This window comes from Kitasatospora sp. NPDC022856, assembly GCF_055561235.1.
Map to the genome: position 1 here is coordinate 154,188 of NZ_JBVHHE010000003.1, position 16,638 is coordinate 170,825.

The window sequence follows — 16,638 nt, forward strand, 5'->3', positions numbered from 1 at the left end:
CGGGGCAGGTGTACGCGGGTTGCGGGTGATGCGACGATGGGACACATGGGGGACGTTGCGCGGCTGTTGACCGGCCGTCGGCTCCAGCGCGCCCCGTGGGGACCCCTTCGGCCGGAGGCCGGCAGCGGGTCCGTCCGGCCGCGGGCCGGGGGAGGATGCCGCGACACTCTGGGGGAGCGGGAGTCGGCATGAGGCTGATCGGCAAGAACGGGCCAGGAGCCAAGTCCGCGGCGACCACCGAGGCGGACACCGAGGGCTGGGCCGATAGCGCCGAGACCTCCGAGGACCGGCCCGGCGCCCTGCCCGCCCAGCGCACCGGCGGACTGACGGACCGCCGGCCGGTCGACGGCTACGGCCCCGACAGCCTGGTGCACGTCTCCGCCAGCCAGTTCACCGCCGCCATCGGCCCCTACGGCGCCGCCACCGAGGACGAGGAGGTCGGCGAGGAGGGGCGCGAGCGGGCCGGATTCGACTCCGCCAGCTTCGAGACCGCACTGGCCGCCCGGGAGCAGGCCGCCCTGGAGGCCCGGCACCGCCAGGCCGCCGACGACGGGGACGCGGACGCCGCCGGCCGGCTCGGCACCCTGCTGCTGCGCCGCGGGGACCTGGAGGACGCCGAGCCGTACCTGCGCGGCGCCGCCGCGGCCGGGCTGCGCTCGGCCGCCAACAACCTCGGCGTGCTGCTGCACCAGCAGGGGCACCGTTCGGAGGCGGCCCAGTGGTGGCGTCAGGCCGCGGTGGCCGGCAGCGCGCCCGCCGCGCACGCGCTCGGGCTCCAACTGCGGGACCAGGGCGAGGAGGAGGCCGCCGAGTACTGGCTGCACTTCGCCGCCGACCACGGGCACCCGCTCGGCGCCTACGCGTTGGGCGACCTGATGGAGCACCGGCGCGACGTGCGCGCCGAGCGCTGGTTCAAGGTCTCCGCCGACGCCGGGCACCGCGAGGCCGCCTACCGGCTGGCCCGGATGCGCGAGGCCGCGGGGGACAAGGAGACCGCCGAGACCTGGTACCGCACCGCCGCCGCCCGCAGTCACGCCCGCGCCGCGCTGCGGCTCGGGGTGCTGCTGGAGGAGCGCTCCCGGGTCGACCACGGCCTGCTGGACGAGGCGGCCCGCTGGTACCGGCAGTCGGCGCAGAACGGCGAGCCGCGGGCGGCCTGCGCGCTGGGCTTCCTGCTGCGCGACTCCGGGGACCTCACCGCCGCCGCCGAGTGGTGGCAGGAGGCGGCCGAGGCGGGCGACGGCAACGCCGCCAACGCCCTGGGCGCGCTGCACGCCTCGCGCGGCGAGGCGGCCGAGGCCGAACGCTGGTACCGCAGCGCACTGGACGCCGGCGACCAGAACGGCGCCTTCAACCTCGGACTGCTCTGCGCCGGGGCCGGGCGCGACCAGCAGGCCGAGCAGTGGTACCGCCGCGCCGCGTACGCCGGGCACCGCGAGGCGTGCAACGCGCTGGCCGTGGTGCTGCTCCAGCGCGGCGACGAGTCGGGCGCCGAGCCCTGGTTCTCCAAGGCCGCCGAGGCCGGCAGCGTGGACGGCGCCTTCAACCTGGGCGTGCTGCACGCCGGGCGCGGGGACCACCGGCAGGCGCAGGAGTGGTACGCGCGCGCCGCCGCCGAGGGCCACGGCGAGGCGGCCCTCCAGCTGGCGGTGGCCCAGGAGCAGCGCGGCAACCTGGCGGGGGCGCTGGAGCGCTACCGGCAGGCGGCGGCCGGCGGGTCGGCCGAGGGCGCGTTCCGGCTGGCCTCGGTGCTGGACCGGCGCGGCGACGCGGACGACGAGGCCGAGCACTGGTACGCGGTCGCGGCCGACGCCGGCCACCGCCGGGCGCAGGTCCGGATGGGCGTGCGGGCCGCCGAGCGCGGGGCGCTGGAGATCGCCGAGAGCTGGTACCGGCGGGCGGCCGGGGCGGGCAGCCGCAGCGCGGCCTTCAACCTGGGACTGCTGCTGGCCCGGCAGGACTGCGAGGCCGAGGCGATGCTCTGGTACACCCGGGCCGCCGACGCCGGGCACGGCCGGGCTGCACTGCGGCTGGCCCTGCTGGCGCTGCGCCGCGGCGAGCCGGTGCAGGCGGAGAACTGGTGCCGGCGGGCGGCCGACTACGGCCCCGCCGAGGTCGCCGAGCGGGCCGGCCGGCTGCTCGGCGCGTTGCACGCGGAGTTGAGCGCGTAGCGCTCGCTCAGCCGCGGTCCGCGCAGTCCGGACAGAGGCCCCGGTAGGTGATCTCGGCCCCCGAGAGGACGAAGCCGAACCGCTCGCCCTGCGGGAGGCCGGCCAGCGGGTCGCCCTGCGGGTGGACGTCGCGGATGGCGCCGCAGCCCGAGCAGACCAGGTGCTGGTGCGGCCGGTGCGCGTTGGGGTCGTACCGCTTGGCCCGCCCGTCGGTGGCGACCTCCAGCACCTCGCCGAGGCAGACCAGCTCGCCGAGCGTGTTGTAGACCGTCGCGCGGCTGATCTCGGGCAGGCGCTCCACGGCGCGCGAGTGCACCTCGTCGGCCGTGAGGTGGACGTGGTCCCCGTCGAGGACCTCGGCCACGACCCGGCGCTGCGAGGTCAGCCGCCACCCACGTCCGCGAAGTCGTTCCAGCAGGTCGCTCATGCGTACAGGATAGGTGAGCTCTCACTTTGGTTCCAGTATTGACTTGGACGAAGTCCAAGTTAGGATCGAGTTGTTGTCACGACCGGACCACGCGGAGGCACCCCCTTATGAGCACCCAGGACGAGCTGCGCCCCACCCTCACCACGGAGGCGGGTGCCCCCGTCGCCGACAACCAGAACACCGAGACCGCCGGCGTCGGCGGCCCGGCGCTCATCCAGGACCAGCAACTCTTCGAGAAGCTGGCGCACTTCAACCGGGAGCGGATCCCGGAGCGGGTGGTGCACGCCCGCGGCGCGGCGGCCTACGGCACCTTCACGGTGACCGCCGACGTCACCGCGTACACCCGGGCCCGCTTCCTCTCCGAGGTGGGCAAGGAGACCGAGACCTTCCTCCGGTTCTCCACCGTGGCGGGCAACCTCGGCTCCGCCGACGCCGTCCGCGACCCGCGAGGCTTCGCGCTGAAGTTCTACACCGAGGACGGCAACTACGACCTCGTCGGCAACAACACCCCGGTGTTCTTCATCAAGGACGCCACCAAGTTCCCGGACTTCATCCACACCCAGAAGCGGGACCCGTACACCGGCTCGCAGGAGGCGGACAACGTCTGGGACTTCTGGGGGCTGTCGCCCGAGGCGACCCACCAGGTGACCTGGCTCTTCGGCGACCGCGGCATCCCGGCCAGCTACCGCCACCTCGACGGCTTCGGCTCGCACACCTACCAGTGGCAGAACGAGGCCGGCGAGTACTTCTGGGTCAAGTACCACTTCAAGACCGACCAGGGCATCAAGAACCTGACGGCGCAGGAGGCGGCCAGGCTCGCGGGCGAGGACCCGGACAGCCACCAGCGCGACCTGCGCGAGTCCATCGAGCGCGGCGAGTACCCGAGCTGGACGGTCAGCGTCCAGATCATGCCGGCGGCGGACGCGGCCCACTACCGCTTCAACCCCTTCGACCTGACCAAGGTGTGGCCGCACGCCGACTACCCGCTGGTCGAGTTCGGCAAGCTGGAGCTCAACCGCAACCCCGACAACGTCTTCGCCGAGGTCGAGCAGTCGATCTTCTCGCCGTCGCACTTCGTACCCGGCATCGGCCCGTCCCCGGACAAGATGCTCCAGGGCCGGCTCTTCGCCTACGCGGACGCCCACCGCTACCGCGTCGGCGTCAACGCCGACCACCTGCCGGTGAACCGCCCGCACGCCACCGAGGCGCGCACCAACAGCCGGGACGGCTACCTCTACGACGGCCGCCACGGCCGCCGCAAGAACTACGAGCCCAACAGCTTCGGAGGCCCCGTGCAGACCGGCCGCCCGCTCTGGGCCGCGACGGCGGTCACCGGCGCGACCGGCACCCACGAGGCGCCCTCGCACGCCGAGGACGACGACTTCGTGCAGGCGGGGAACCTGTACCGGCTGATGGGCGAGGAGGAGAAGCAGCGGCTGATCGCCAACCTGGCCGGCTTCATCGCCAAGGTCTCGGCCGACCGCGAGGACATCGTCGAGCGGGCGGTCGAGAACTTCCGCCAGGCCGACGCCGACTACGGCCGCCGACTGGAGACGGCGGTCCGGGAGCTGCGCAAGCAGCGGTAGCGGTACCCCGATGAGCCGCGGGCCCGGCGACCGGATGACCGGTCGCCGGGCCCGCACCCATGCGCGTTCCGGGTCAGACGCTCAGGCGGCGCAGGGCCTCCGCGTGCAGCAGGCCGTTGCTGGCCACGGCGTCGGCACCGCCCGGGCCGGGCACGCCGTCCAGACCGGTGAACCGGCCGCCGGCCTCCTCGACGATGACGGCGTTCGCGGCCATGTCCCACAGCGACAGCTCGGGTTCGGCGGCGATGTCGACCGCGCCCTCGGCGACCATCATGTAGGACCAGAAGTCCCCGTAGGCGCGGGTGCGCCAGCAGGCCCGGGTGAGGTCCAGGAAGGGGTCGAGCCGGCCGCGCTCCTCCCAGCCGGAGAGCGAGGAGTAGGAGAACGAGGCGTCCTCCAGACGGGAGACGCCGGAGACGTGGATCCGGGCGGCCTTGGTCAGGCTACGGCCGGCGAAGGCGCCGAGGTCCTTGGCCGCCCACCAGCGGCGGTTCAGCGCGGGGGCGGAGACGATGCCGACCACCGGGCGCTCCACACCGTCCGGGCCGTCCTCCAGCAGCGCGATCAGGGTGGCCCAGACCGGCACGCCGCGGATGTAGTTCTTGGTGCCGTCGATCGGGTCGATCACCCAGCGGCGGGGCCCGGTGCCCTGCAGGCCGAACTCCTCGCCGAGCACCGCGTCGCGCGGGCGGGCGCGCTGGAGCACGCTGCGCACCAGCTCCTCGGCGGCCTTGTCGGCGTCGCTGACCGGGGTGAGGTCGGGCTTGGTCTCGACCTTCAGGTCGAGGGCGCGGAAGCGCTCCAGGGTGACCGAGTCGGCCGAGTCGGCGAGGACGTGGGCGAGTCGGAGATCGTCGTGGTAATCGGCCATGGTCGAAACCCTAGCGAGCCCACCCGGATCGGCCCAGTCGGGCTCGCGGAGCGGACGGCAGCAGCCACCGGTCCCGCCCCGAGCCGAGTGGCCCACCGGTGCCGCCCTCCCGTAGCCCCTGCCCCCCACCCGAGCCGACCCGCCCCGCCGCCCGAGCCGGGTGGCCCTCCGGTGCCGGCCTTCGGTAGCCCCCGCCCCCACCCGACCCGCCCCGAGCCGACCCGCCCCGCCGCCCGAGCCGCCCCGCCGCCCGAGCCGGGTGGCCCGCCGGCGCCGTCCTTCGGTAGCCCCCGCCCCCACCCGACCCGCCCCGAGCCGAAGGGGCGCGCCGGTGCCGAAAGGGAGAAGCGAGGACGACCGAGGTACGAGGGCGTTGGAGCGCCGACCGTCGGCACCGGATCGAGCGCCCCGGAGGCGAGCGGGCGAAGATATTGCCCCGGAGGCGAGCGGGCGAAGATATTGCCCCGGAGGCGAGCGGGCGAAGATATTGCCCCGGAGGCGAGCGGGCGAAGATACCGCCCCGGAGGCGAGCGGGCGACAGCTCAGTGCGCCGTGCCGCTGAGTTGGAGGCCGATCACCCCGGCGATGACCAGGGAGATCGAGACCAGCTTGAGCACCGAGGTGGTCTCGTCCAGGAAGAGCATGCCGTAGATCGCGGTGCCGGCCGCGCCGATGCCGGTCCAGACCGCGTACGCCGGACCGACCGGCAGGCTCTTCAGGGAGAGGGTGAGCAGGCCGAAGCTGCTGAGGGCGAAGACGCAGAAGCTGATGGTGGGCCAGAGCTTGGTGAAGCCTTCGCTGAGCTTGAGGTTGATCGCGAAGCCGGTCTCCAGGAGGCCGGCCAGGATCACCAGGGCCCATGCCATCGCGTGCTCTCCCTGTCGATCGACGGGCCGGGCCGTGATCCGGCCCGACTTTCCTATGATCACCAGGCTGGCCCGCTCCGACACCTCGAACGCGGCGAAAACGGCCGGGGCCGCGCCGTCAGTCGCCCTCGCGGGTCTCCTTGCTCGCCAGCAGACGGCGCAACGAGTACAGCCGGGCCTGCTCCGCGTGGCCGTCCGCGACCCAGGCGTCCAGCGCGCAGTCCGGTTCGTCGTGGCTGCACGCGCGCGGGCAGTCGACGGTGCCGGGCTCCAGGTCGGGGAAGGCGTGGATGACCCGGGACGGGTCGATGTGCGAGAGGCCGAAGGAGCGGAACCCCGGGGTGTCGATCACCCAGCCCGGGTCGAGCGCCTTCTTCGAGCCCGGCTTGGCGCCCGGGGGCGGCGGCAGCCGCAGCGCCAGCGCCGACACGGTGGTGTGCCGGCCGCGGCCGGTCACCGCGTTGACCACCCCGGTGGTCCGCTGGTGGAGCGGTACCAGGGCGTTGACCAGGGTGGTCTTGCCGACGCCGGAGTGGCCGATGAACACCGTCGAGCGGCCGCGCAGGTGCGCCCGGACGGCCTCGGCGCCCTCGGTGGCCAGCTCGTCCCGCCGGGTCACCACGTAGTTGATGCCGAGCGGGGCGTAGGACTCCAGCAGCGGCTCGGCCGGGGCCAGGTCGGACTTGGTGAGCACCAGCAGCGGCTCCATGCCGGCGTCGTACGCGGCCACCAGGCAGCGGTCGATCAGCCGGGGCCGGGGCTCCGGGTCGGCCAGCGCGGTGACGATGGCCAACTGCTGGGCGTTGGCGACGACGATCCGCTCGAACGGGTCGTCGTCGTCCGCGGTCCGGCGCAGCACCGAGGTGCGCTCCTCGACCCGGACGATCCGGGCCAGGGTGTCGGCGTCCCCCGAGAGGTCGCCGACGATGTTGACGATGTCGCCGACGACGACGCCCTTGCGGCCCAGCTCACGGGCCTTCATGGCGACGATCTCGCGCTCCTGCTTCGTTCCGACGTCCAGCAGGCAGGTCAGCCGGCCGCGGTCGACGGTGAGCACCATCGCTTCGGCCGCGTCGTCGTGCTTGGGCCGGATCCGGGTCCGCGGCCGGGAGCCCCGGCGGGCGGGGCGGTTGCGGATGTCGTCCTCGTCGGCGTCCTTGCCGTAGCGGCGCATGTGCCCAGTCTCCCGCTCAGCCGCCCACCACTGCTCCGCCGAGCAACTCGTCCCACATCTTCGGGAAGTCCGGCAAGGTCTTGGCGGTGGTGGCCACGTTCTCCACCTGGACCCCCTCGACGGCCAGCCCGATCACCGCGGCCGCGGTGGCCAGGCGGTGGTCCTCGTAGGTGTGGAACACGCCGCCGCGCAGCGCGCGCGGGCGGATCCGCAGGCCGTCCTCGGTCTCGGTGACGTCGCCGCCGAGGTCGTTGATCTCCTTGGCCAGCGCGGCCAGCCGGTCCGTCTCGTGCATCCGCAGGTGCGCGATGCCGTACAGGTGGGACTCGGAGTCGGCGAGCGCGGCGACGGCGGCGATCACCGGGGTGAGCTCGCCGACGTCGTGCAGGTCCGCCTCGATGCCGTGGATCCGGCCGGTGCCGGTGAACTGCAGGCCCTCGTCGGTGAACTCGCAGACGCCGCCCATCCGGGTGTAGATGTCGCGCAGCTGGTCCCCGGGCTGGGTGGTGTGCTTCGGCCAGTCGCGGACGGTCACCCGACCGCCGGTGACCAGGGCGGCGGCGAAGAACGGCGCCGCGTTGGAGAGGTCCGGCTCGACCACCATGTCGCGGCCGAGCAGGGCGCCGGGGGTGACCCGCCAGACGTCCTTCTCGCCGCCGTCCTCCGGGGCGTCCACCTGGGCGCCGGCCAGCCGCAGCATCTCGACCGTCATCCGGATGTGCGGCAGCGAGGGGACCGGCCCGCCGACGTGGCGGACCTCGACGCCCTGGTTGTACCGGGCGCCGGAGAGCAGCAGGGCGGAGACGAACTGCGAGGAGGAGGAGGCGTCCAGCTCCACCACGCCGCCGTCCAGCGCGCCGGTGCCGTGCACCGTGAGCGGGAAGGCGCCGCGGCCGCCGTCGTCGATCCGGGCGCCGAGCGCGCGCAGGGCGTTGATCACGCCGTGCTGGGGGCGCTCGTAGCTGCGCGGGTCGCCGTCGAAGTGCACCGGGCCGTCGGCGAGGACGGCGAGCGGGGGGAGGAAGCGCATGACCGTGCCGGCGTTGCCGACGTCCACGGAGGCCGGGCCGCGCAGTGCGGGGGCCGGGATGACCCGCCAGGCCTCTCCGCCGCCGAGGCCGCCGGAGTCGTTGTTGACCTGCTCCTCGATGCCGACCCCGAGCGCCCGCAGGCCGTCGGCCATCAGCTGGGAGTCGCGGCTGCGCAGCGGGCGCCGCACCCAGCCGGGTTCGGTGGAGAGGGCGGCCAGCACCAGAGCCCGGTTGGTGACCGACTTGGAGCCGGGGATGGTGACGGTGGCGTCAACGGGGGTGGTCGCGACGGGGGCGGGCCACAGGGTCTCGGTCATGGGGCAAGTTTAGGGGCCGTACGGGAACTGTCCGCTCCGCGGCCGGATGGCGGGACGGGCCGGTCGGCGGGGCACCGTCGGCCCCGCGGCTCACAGCGGGGACAGCAGCCAGCTCGCGCCGAGACCCAGGCAGGCCAGCGCGGTGACCAGGAAGAGGAACACCCAGGCGAGCCCGGGAACGCCGGTGAGCCGGGCGAGCTGGTCGGCGTCGGAGTCCCCGCCCTGGCCGCGCCGGCGCTGGTGCTGCAGCTCCAGGACCGGGCGGACGGCGCCGAGCAGCAGGAACCAGCTGCCGAGGCAGGCGAAGCCGGCCTGGACGTCGGTACTGCCGAACCAGGAGACCAGGAAGAAGGCCGCACCGGCGAGCAGCACGGTGAGGAAGCCGAAGGCGTTGCGGATCCGGACCAGCAGGGCCAGCAGCAGGGCTATCGCGAGCCAGAGCAGCAGGGAGATCCGGTCGGCCGCGAGCAGTGCGGCGCAGCCGAGGCCGAGCAGGGCGGGGGCGCAGTAGCCGGCGGCGGCGGTGAGCACCATGCCCGGCCCGGTGGGGCGACCGTAGGAGAGGGTGAGGCCGGAGGTGTCCGAGTGCAGCCGGATGCCCGCGAGCTTGCGGCGGGTGGCCAGGGCGGCCAGGCCGTGTCCGCCCTCGTGGGCGATGGTGATCGCGTTGCGGGCGAACCGCCAGAGCGGGCGGGCCGCCACCAGGAGCAGGGCGGCGGCGCCGGTGGCCAGGGTGAGCCAGCCCGGCGGGGCGGGCTGGGTGCCGGTGACGCGGTCCCACACCTCGCCGATGCTCTGTGCGTCCATGCCCGCTCCCGCTCCCGTTCTCGTCCGGCCCGGTCCGGGGCGGCCGCGGTCGGCCGGCCCGGGTGGCAGCCTCCCATGCGGGGACGGCCGGGCGGGAGGCCGCGGTTCGCACTTCGGGATGAGGAAGTGCTGAGAGCGGCGGTCGTGGCAAGCTGACGGCATGTGCGGTCGCTTCGCCTCCAGCCTCCGGCCCGAGGACCTCGTCGAGCTCTTCGACGTCCAGCAGTGGGACCCGGTCGAGACGCTGGCACCCAGTTGGAACGTCGCGCCGACCGAGCGCGCCTTCGTGGTGCTGGAACGGCAGCGCAGGGGTGAGCCGGCCCCGGTCCGGCAGTTGCGGGTGCTGCGCTGGGGCCTGGTGCCGCAGTGGGCGAAGTCGCCCGAGACCGCGGTGAAGATGATCAACGCCCGCTCGGACACGGTGCACGAGAAGCCCTCGTACCGGCAGGCCCTCGCCTCCCGGCGGTGCATCCTGCCGGTCGACGGCTACTACGAGTGGCAGACCCTGCCGGGCGAGCGCGGCAAGCCCCGGAAGAAGCCGTTCTTCGTCTCCCGGGCCGACGGCGGCCCGCTGGCGCTGGCCGGGCTGTACGAGTTCTGGCGCAACCGGGCGGTGCCCGCGGACCACCCGGAGGCCTGGCTGGTGACCTTCACCGTCGTCACCACCGAGGCGGAGGAGCTGCTGGCCCCGATCCACGAGCGGATGCCGCTCTTCCTGGACCGGGAGTCCTACGACGACTGGCTGGACCCGGGCCTGGTGGACCCGGACGCGATACGCCCGCTGCTGGTCCCGCCGCCGCCCGGCGCGCTGCTGGCCACGCCGGTCTCGCCGGCGGTCGGCAGCATCCGCAACAACGGTCCCGAGCTGACCCGGCCGTGGGTCGAGGCCGAGCACGAGACCACCCTCTTCTGACTTCTTCTGAGCACCGCTTCCCGCCGGCGCGCCTCGTCGGCACCGCTCTCCGAGCACTGGAGTCCACGCCGTGACGCAGGAACTCGTCCCCACCCCCGCCGGGGACGCCCGGATCAGTTACCACCCGGCGGCCGCGCCGAAGGCGCTGCTCGCGCTCGGCCACGGCGCCGGCGGCGGGATCGGCGCGCGCGACCTGGTGGCGCTGGCCGCGGCGCTGCCGCCGCGCGGGATCACGGTGGCACTGGTCGAGCAGCCCTGGCGGGTGGCCGGGAAGCGGCTGGGGCCGGCGCCCAGGACGCTCGACACCGGGTGGACGCCGGTCGCCGAGCGCCTCGCCGGGCAGGGGGTGCCGCTGGTCGTCGGCGGGCGCAGCGCCGGGGCCCGGGTGGCCTGCCGGACGGGCGCCGCCACCGGCGCGGCCGGGGTGGTGGCGCTGGCGTTCCCGCTGCACCCGCCGGGCAAGCCGGAGAAGAGCCGGGCCGGGGAACTGCTGGAGTCGGGGCTGCCGACGCTGGTGGTGCAGAGCGTGGCGGATCCGTTCGGCGGGCCGGCCGAGTTCCCGGCGCTGCCGGCCGGGCACCGGATGGTGCCGGTGCCCTACGGCAGCCACGGCTTCGAGGTGCCGAAGCGGGCGCCCACCGGGCAGGACGAGGTGCTGGAGCTGATCACCGGGGCGGTCGGCGACTGGGTGCTCGGGCTGCTCTGAGCCGCCCGGGAACGCACGGTCGCGAACCGCTCACCCGTGCTGGTGAAAACCTGCCGGGGGCCGGGAATGCGGGCGCCCTCGGCATGGTTGACACCCTCGTCAGCTTGAGTCCCGGACGGAAGGCAGCACAGATGGGTTCGATCGCGTGCCCCGAGCGGCCGGAGGAGCGCGAGGCCTCCGCGGCCTTCACCCCCTCCTGGTCGGAGTGGATTGCCGCGGGCGAGAAGCCCGTCAGCCCGATATCCTCCATTTCGGGGCGGCCCGCTGTGGGCGGCCATGCCGAGGAGGTGGGTCCGGTCGTCGGGACCGAGCACGAGGCCGAGCCGGGCCGGGGCCCGGAGGAGAGCCTGCCCGCGGGCGAGGCGCTCACCGGTGAGGAGCTGGCCGAGGCGATCGGTGAGGACACCTTCCGGGTGTCCGCGGCGGAGAGCGAGGCGGCCCGGCGGGAGCGCTTCGAGCGCGACGCCCTGGGCTACCTGGATCCGATGTACTCCGCCGCGCTGCGGATGACCCGCAATCCGGCCGATGCGGAGGACCTCCTCCAGGAGGCGTTCGCTAAGGCGTACGCGTCGTTCCACCAGTTCCGCGAGGGCACCAACCTCAAGGCCTGGCTGTACCGCATCCTCACCAACACGTTCATCAACTCGTACCGCAAGAAGCAGCGGGAGCCCCAGCGGACCGCCGCCGAGGAGATCGAGGACTGGCAGCTGGCCCGGGCCGAGTCGCACATGTCGACGGGTCTGCGCTCGGCCGAGACCCAGGCGCTCGACCACCTCCCGGACAGCGATGTGAAGGACGCCCTCCAGGCCATCCCGGAGGAGTTCCGCATCGCCGTCTATCTCGCGGACGTCGAGGGCTTTGCGTACAAGGAGATCGCGGACATCATGGGTACTCCCATCGGTACGGTGATGTCCCGGCTGCACCGCGGCCGCCGTCAACTGCGCGGCATGCTGGAGGACTACGCCCGTGAGCGCGGGCTGGTCCCGGCCGGCAGCGGGGCAGGGCAGGAAGCGAAGGGCTCGGGCTCATGAGCTGCGGCGATCCGCACGACACCGAGTGTGGCGAGGTCCTCGACCACCTCTACGAATTCCTCGACAACGAGATGGCCGAGGGCGACTACGACAAGTTGCGGGTGCACTTCGAGGAGTGCTCGCCCTGCCTGGAGAAGTACGGCCTGGAGCAGGCCATCAAGGCGCTGATCAAGCGGTGCTGCGGCTGCGACGACACCCCGGCCGACCTGCGGGGCAAGGTGCTGGCCAGGATCGACTCGATCCGGGCCGGGCAGCGCTCCGGCGAGGCGGTGGTGGTCGCCGTGGACGCCGCGGCCGAGGCGCACGGCGACAGCGAGCAGGGCCGGCCGCCCGCCAAGGCCTCCGCCGAGGCGGCGGCCAGGCCCGGTACGCCGGTCGAGGCGGGCGCTCCGGCGGAGTGAGCGCGCCGCCGTCCCACGGCGGGCCGTCCACCCGAGGACCAGGCGACCCCCGGAGCGTGCGCTCCGGGGGTCGCTCCGTCTCTGCTTGCGGGCGCCCTCACTCGTTCGAGTGAGTTGGTGGTGCGCCAACTGCGGCATTCCGCGATCATGCGCCCCGACGCCGGAACGGCGGCCTATCCTCCTGACGGACGCTCACCGCCGTTAGCCCGGTGCGCTGAGTGCGGAGCGGGCCAGGACGGCGGGGAGGTCGAGATCGCTACCGACAGTGGAGGAACGGACCTGCCGACGGGCGCGGTGTGCTACCTCGTGGCCGTCCCGGTGGCGGCGCTCTGCTGCCTGCTGCCCCTGCTGCCGGGGCCCGTCCCGGCCGCCGTGCCACGCTGGCTCGGCGCTCCGGTGGACTGGCCCAAGGTCGGCCTGCTGGCCTTTCTGCACGGCTGCTGGGAATCGCTGGCGCAGGGCCAGCCCACCCCCTGCCGACGGCTGCTCCGGGCCCTGCTGGGCCGGCCGCCGCTGCCTTCCCGGCCACCGGCCCGGCCCCTGGCCAACGCCTTCTTCCCGGTGCTGTTCGCCGGGGTGCTGATGCTCGCCCCGGCCGCCGCCGCCCTGGTCGCGGTGCCGATCGCGCTGTTCGGCGACACCGAGCCGGACTGCCGCCGGCGCCAGGTGTGGAACGGCGCCCAGCTCGCCCTCTCCGCCTTCGCCGCCTCGGCGGTCTTCCACCTGCTCGCCGGACCGCAGCTGCTGCTCGGCTCCCGCTTCCCGGCCGCGCTGCTCCCCGGGGCCGCCGCGCTGGCCGCGTTCTGCCTGGCCAACGGGGTGCTGGTGGGCGGCATGCTGGTGCTGGCCGAGGGCCGGCGGGCGAGTGTCCTGCTGCTCGGTCCGGTCGCCGCGTTCGGGCTGCCGGTGCTGGTGCACGCGGCCGGCGGGCTGATGGTCGCGGTGCTCTGGCAGGGCCCGTACGGGGCCTTCGCGGCGCTGCTGGCCCTGCTGCCGCTCTCCATCTCGGCCTGGGTGTTCGCCCAGGGCCACCGCGAGCGGGACGCCCACCAGGCCACCGTCCAGGCGCTGGTGCAGGCCGTGGAGATCAAGGACTCCTACACCCGGGGGCACAGCGAACGCGTCGGCAAGGCCGCGGTGCTGATCGCCGGTCAGCTGGGCATGGAGGCCGAGCGGCTGCGTACCCTGCGGTTCGCGGGCATCCTGCACGACGTCGGCAAGCTCGGCGTGGCCACCGAGCTGCTGCGCAGGAACGGTCCCCTCGACGAGGCCGAGCGGCGGGCCGTCGAGGTGCACCCGGTGCACGGCTACGAGCTGGTGCGCGGCATCGTCTTCCTCGGCGAGGCGCACGCCGGGATCCTGCACCACCACGAGCGGATGGACGGCCGGGGCTACCCGAGCGGGCTGGCGGGCGAGCAGATCCCCGAATTCGCCCGGATCATCTCGGTCGCCGACGCCTTCGACTCGATGACCTCCACCCGGTCCTACCGGCGCGGCCGGCCGGTCACCGAGGCGGTGGCCGAGCTGGAGCGCTGCTCGGGCAGCCAGTTCGACCCGGTGATGGTGCGGGCGCTGGTCGACGCGCTCGCCGTGCACGACTGGCAGCCGGTGCTGCCCCCCGACGACGACTGCATCCGGGCGGTGCCCGACATCCCGCTGGGCGTGCCCGAACCGGTGCGGCCGGGCCCGGGCCGGGTGCCCGCCCAGGGCGGCACCGTGCCGACGGCCGGACCGTCGTGAGCGCCCGCCCGCCGGCCGGCGGGGTGGCCGCGGTGCACGCCGCGGCCGTCGTGCTGCTGGCGTTCTCGTTCGGCGCGGTGGCGGTGCGCGGGATGGCCGAGCCCGGGGTGGCGCTGGCGTTCACCGTGCTGATCGCGCTCGGCGAGTGCGTCCGGATCACTCTTCCGGGCGATCGCGAGCAGGCACCGATCGGCGCCGCCGGTGCGCTGGCGTACGCCCTGCTGGGGCCGCTGCGCGGGCTGCCCACCGCGCACGGCGTGCTCCAGGCGGTCGCGGTGACCGGCGCGGGGCTGCTGCTGGCGCTGCTCCCGGCGGTGGCGCTGCCCCGCGGGGCCCGGCGGCCGCGGCGGGCGCCGTGGCGGGACCGGGCCCGGCTCGACGGCGCCGCCCTGCGGCTGCTCGGGGCCGGGTTCGCGGCCGCGATCTTCCAGCCCCTCTACAACAGCGGAGTGGTCGACCGGTTCTCGGCGGACGGCCCCGCCTACGGGGTGTTCCTCACGGTGGTGGCTGCGCTGGCCGCGCTCTGCGACGCCACCCTGGCGGCGGTGCTGCGGCGGGCCCGGAGCGGGCTGCGGTTCCCGGCGGCGCTGGAGGACGAGCTGCGGTCGCTGTTCGGGATCGGCTCGGCGATCGCCGCCACCGGAATGCTGGTCAGCCTGGCGGCGGGCGAGGTCGGGCTCTGGGCGCTTCCGCTGTTCTGCGCGCCCCTGCTGCTGGCGCAGGTGTCGTTCCGGCGGGCCGCCGCCGTCCGGGCCACCACCGGGCAGACCATCGCCAGCCTGGCCAAGGCCACCGAGGTGGCCGGCTACACCCCGTACGGCCACGCCCGCCGGGTCGCCGACACGGCGTGCGCGGTCGGCCGCGAGCTGGGGCTGAGCACCCGCGAGCTCGCCCTGCTGGAGTACGCGGCGCTGATGCACGACATCGGGCAGCTGTCGCTGGTCGAGCCGGTGCCGGACGGGGCGACGGCGCTGCTCCCGGAGGAGGAGCAGCAGCGGATCGCCCGGCTGGGCAGCGAGGTGATCCGGCGGACGGGGGTGCCGCGGCAGGTCGCCGAGCAGGTCGCCCGGCTGGCCGATCCCTGGCCCGGGCGGGCCGACCCGGACGAGCGGGCGGTGCCGCTGGCGGCCCGGATCATCCGGGTGGCGAACGCGCACGACGACCTGCTGACGGCGGCGCGCGGGCGCGGGGTGGAGGAGGTGGTGGGGCGGCTGGAGGTGCTGGAGGTGCTGCGGCTGGGGCGGGGCCGGATCTACGACGGACGGGTCGTGGACGCGCTGGTGAGGGTGCGGGGGTAGGGGAGGGGCGCGCGGCTGGTGGGGGCGGCGGGCGCTGTTCAGGGGTTGGGGTTGAGGCGGGGCGTCGGGGCGGGCAGGCTGGGTAGGGGTGGGGCCGGGAGCGGCCGGAACCCCGGCTGCGGGGAGCGCGGGCGACGGCGGGCGTGGTTGGATGCGGTCGTAGCGTGGAACACCGACCCGGGGCACCGGGCCCGTGGCAGCGGGAGCGGACACGGGACTTGAGCGGACGACGACGGCAGGGACGAACGTGAGGATCTTCCACCGGGCACGGCACCGGCCGTCCGCCACCTGGCGGCAGACGACCGATCGGGCTTTCACGCTGATCGGCGACGGCCGCTACGAGGACGCGGGCGCCCTGCTGGTGATGGCGGCCGATCTGGAGCCGTGGCTGTCGGACTCCTGGTTCAACCTCGCGCTGCTGCACAAGTTCCGGCGGGACTGGGAGCAGGCGCGGGCGGCCGGGCTGCGGGCGGTGGCGCTGTTGGACCGCGAGCAGGGCGCCCCCGACTGGTGGAACCTGGGGATCACGGCGACGGCGCTGCAGGACTGGCCGCTGGCGCGGCGGGCCTGGCAGGCGTACGGGCTGCGGCTGCCGGGCGGGGCCGGGGCCCACCCGGACGGCCCGGTCAGCCTGGACCTGGGGACGACGCCGGTGCGGCTGTCGCCGGACGGCGAGTCCGAGGTGGTCTGGGGGCGCCGGTTGGATCCGGCGCGCATCGAGGTGCTGTCCATCCCGCTGCCCTCGTCGGGCCGCCGCTGGGGCGAGGTGGTGCTGCACGACGGCGCCCCGCACGGTGAGCGGGTGACCGACGGGGTGGCGTACCCGGTGTTCGACGAGATCGAGCTGTGGGCGCCCTCCCCGGTGCCGACCTACGTGGTGCTGCTGCAGGCCGCCACCGCGGCGGACCGGGACGCCCTGGAGCGGCTGGTCGCGGACGCGGGGTACGCGGCGGAGGACTGGACGTCGTCGGTGCGGCTGCTCTGCCGGGCGTGTTCGGAGAGCCGGATGGCCTCCGACGACGGGCACACCGCGCACCACGACCCGCACGACGACGGGGACGCGGCCCACCCGGGGCACCTGAGCCATCTGAGCCAGGGCGCCGGCGGGATGTCCTGGCTGGTGGAGCGGGAGTGCGGGATCGCGGCTCCGGCGCTGCTGGTGCGTACGCTGCTGGACCGCTGGGTGGCGGCGGCCCCCGGTACCCGCGCGTACCGGGATCTCGAAGAGGTCTGCTGAGCGGTCCGCTTACCCTTGGTCGGTACGGCCAGACGATCCAGGGAAGCGGAAGACACACAGCG

The 16,638-nt window shown here is 74.7% G+C and carries 15 protein-coding genes; 9 read left to right on the forward strand and 6 right to left on the reverse strand.

Going from position 1 to position 16,638, the window contains the following annotated elements:
- The first annotated feature begins 188 nt into the window (after nucleotides 1–188).
- On the forward strand, nucleotides 189–2,171 hold the full coding sequence (locus tag ACZ34W_RS05620; RefSeq protein ID WP_329489518.1) for a tetratricopeptide repeat protein: 1,983 nt from the start codon (nucleotides 189–191) through the stop codon (nucleotides 2,169–2,171).
- 7 nt (nucleotides 2,172–2,178) lie between these two features.
- On the opposite strand, the gene ACZ34W_RS05625 is transcribed toward ACZ34W_RS05620, so the two are convergent.
- Nucleotides 2,179–2,598 (reverse strand): Fur family transcriptional regulator, encoded by a 420-nt coding sequence (locus tag ACZ34W_RS05625; RefSeq protein WP_359834982.1) that lies wholly within the window; start codon nucleotides 2,596–2,598, stop codon nucleotides 2,179–2,181.
- A gap of 107 nt (nucleotides 2,599–2,705) precedes the next feature.
- On the opposite strand from ACZ34W_RS05625, the gene ACZ34W_RS05630 reads away from it, so the two are divergent.
- Nucleotides 2,706–4,184, forward strand: coding sequence for a catalase (locus ACZ34W_RS05630; protein ID WP_329489520.1), 1,479 nt, complete (start codon nucleotides 2,706–2,708; stop codon nucleotides 4,182–4,184).
- Between the two features lie 73 nt (nucleotides 4,185–4,257).
- Here the strand turns inward: ACZ34W_RS05630 and hisN are convergent, their stop codons facing one another.
- The 5 genes from hisN to ACZ34W_RS05655 form a co-directional block, all read right to left on the reverse strand.
- Entirely contained in the window at nucleotides 4,258–5,055 is a 798-nt protein-coding gene (gene hisN / locus ACZ34W_RS05635; RefSeq protein ID WP_329489521.1) for a histidinol-phosphatase, read from the reverse strand.
- A 542-nt stretch (nucleotides 5,056–5,597) separates the two neighbouring features.
- Nucleotides 5,598–5,921: a DMT family transporter gene (locus ACZ34W_RS05640; RefSeq protein ID WP_329489522.1), complete on the reverse strand. Its 324-nt coding sequence runs from the start codon at nucleotides 5,919–5,921 to the stop codon at nucleotides 5,598–5,600.
- Nucleotides 5,922–6,039: 118 nt separating this feature from the next.
- A complete protein-coding gene (gene rsgA, locus ACZ34W_RS05645) occupies nucleotides 6,040–7,095 on the reverse strand; it encodes a ribosome small subunit-dependent GTPase A (protein WP_329489523.1) in 1,056 nt (351 codons plus the stop codon).
- Between the two features lie 16 nt (nucleotides 7,096–7,111).
- Nucleotides 7,112–8,443: a 3-phosphoshikimate 1-carboxyvinyltransferase gene (gene aroA, locus ACZ34W_RS05650; RefSeq protein ID WP_465602032.1), complete on the reverse strand. Its 1,332-nt coding sequence runs from the start codon at nucleotides 8,441–8,443 to the stop codon at nucleotides 7,112–7,114.
- A 90-nt stretch (nucleotides 8,444–8,533) separates the two neighbouring features.
- Nucleotides 8,534–9,250, reverse strand: coding sequence for a M50 family metallopeptidase (locus ACZ34W_RS05655; RefSeq protein WP_465602034.1), 717 nt, complete (start codon nucleotides 9,248–9,250; stop codon nucleotides 8,534–8,536).
- A gap of 160 nt (nucleotides 9,251–9,410) precedes the next feature.
- On the opposite strand from ACZ34W_RS05655, the gene ACZ34W_RS05660 reads away from it, so the two are divergent.
- The 7 genes from ACZ34W_RS05660 (at nucleotide 9,411) to ACZ34W_RS05690 (ending at nucleotide 16,576) form a co-directional block, all read left to right on the forward strand.
- Nucleotides 9,411–10,163 carry an SOS response-associated peptidase gene (locus ACZ34W_RS05660; protein WP_465602036.1) on the forward strand — a complete coding sequence of 251 codons (753 nt, stop codon included), beginning with the start codon at nucleotides 9,411–9,413 and terminating at the stop codon, nucleotides 10,161–10,163.
- Nucleotides 10,164–10,233: 70 nt separating this feature from the next.
- Nucleotides 10,234–10,869: an alpha/beta hydrolase family protein gene (locus ACZ34W_RS05665; RefSeq protein ID WP_329489527.1), complete on the forward strand. Its 636-nt coding sequence runs from the start codon at nucleotides 10,234–10,236 to the stop codon at nucleotides 10,867–10,869.
- Between the two features lie 287 nt (nucleotides 10,870–11,156).
- Nucleotides 11,157–11,900, forward strand: coding sequence for a sigma-70 family RNA polymerase sigma factor (locus ACZ34W_RS05670; protein WP_380391665.1), 744 nt, complete (start codon nucleotides 11,157–11,159; stop codon nucleotides 11,898–11,900).
- The gene (gene rsrA / locus ACZ34W_RS05675) at nucleotides 11,897–12,301 is read left to right on the forward strand and encodes a mycothiol system anti-sigma-R factor (RefSeq protein WP_329489529.1); all 405 of its coding nucleotides are present in this window, start codon (nucleotides 11,897–11,899) and stop codon (nucleotides 12,299–12,301) included. Before ACZ34W_RS05670 ends, rsrA begins: the two co-directional genes overlap by 4 nt.
- 294 nt (nucleotides 12,302–12,595) lie before the next feature.
- The gene (locus ACZ34W_RS05680) at nucleotides 12,596–14,041 is read left to right on the forward strand and encodes an HD-GYP domain-containing protein (RefSeq protein WP_352293084.1); all 1,446 of its coding nucleotides are present in this window, start codon (nucleotides 12,596–12,598) and stop codon (nucleotides 14,039–14,041) included.
- The gene (locus tag ACZ34W_RS05685) at nucleotides 14,038–15,339 is read left to right on the forward strand and encodes an HD-GYP domain-containing protein (RefSeq protein WP_465602039.1); all 1,302 of its coding nucleotides are present in this window, start codon (nucleotides 14,038–14,040) and stop codon (nucleotides 15,337–15,339) included. The genes ACZ34W_RS05680 and ACZ34W_RS05685 overlap by 4 nt, the downstream gene beginning before the upstream one ends.
- Nucleotides 15,340–15,586: 247 nt before the next feature.
- Entirely contained in the window at nucleotides 15,587–16,576 is a 990-nt protein-coding gene (locus ACZ34W_RS05690; RefSeq protein WP_329489532.1) for a tetratricopeptide repeat protein, read from the forward strand.
- The last annotated feature ends 62 nt before the right edge of the window (nucleotides 16,577–16,638 follow it).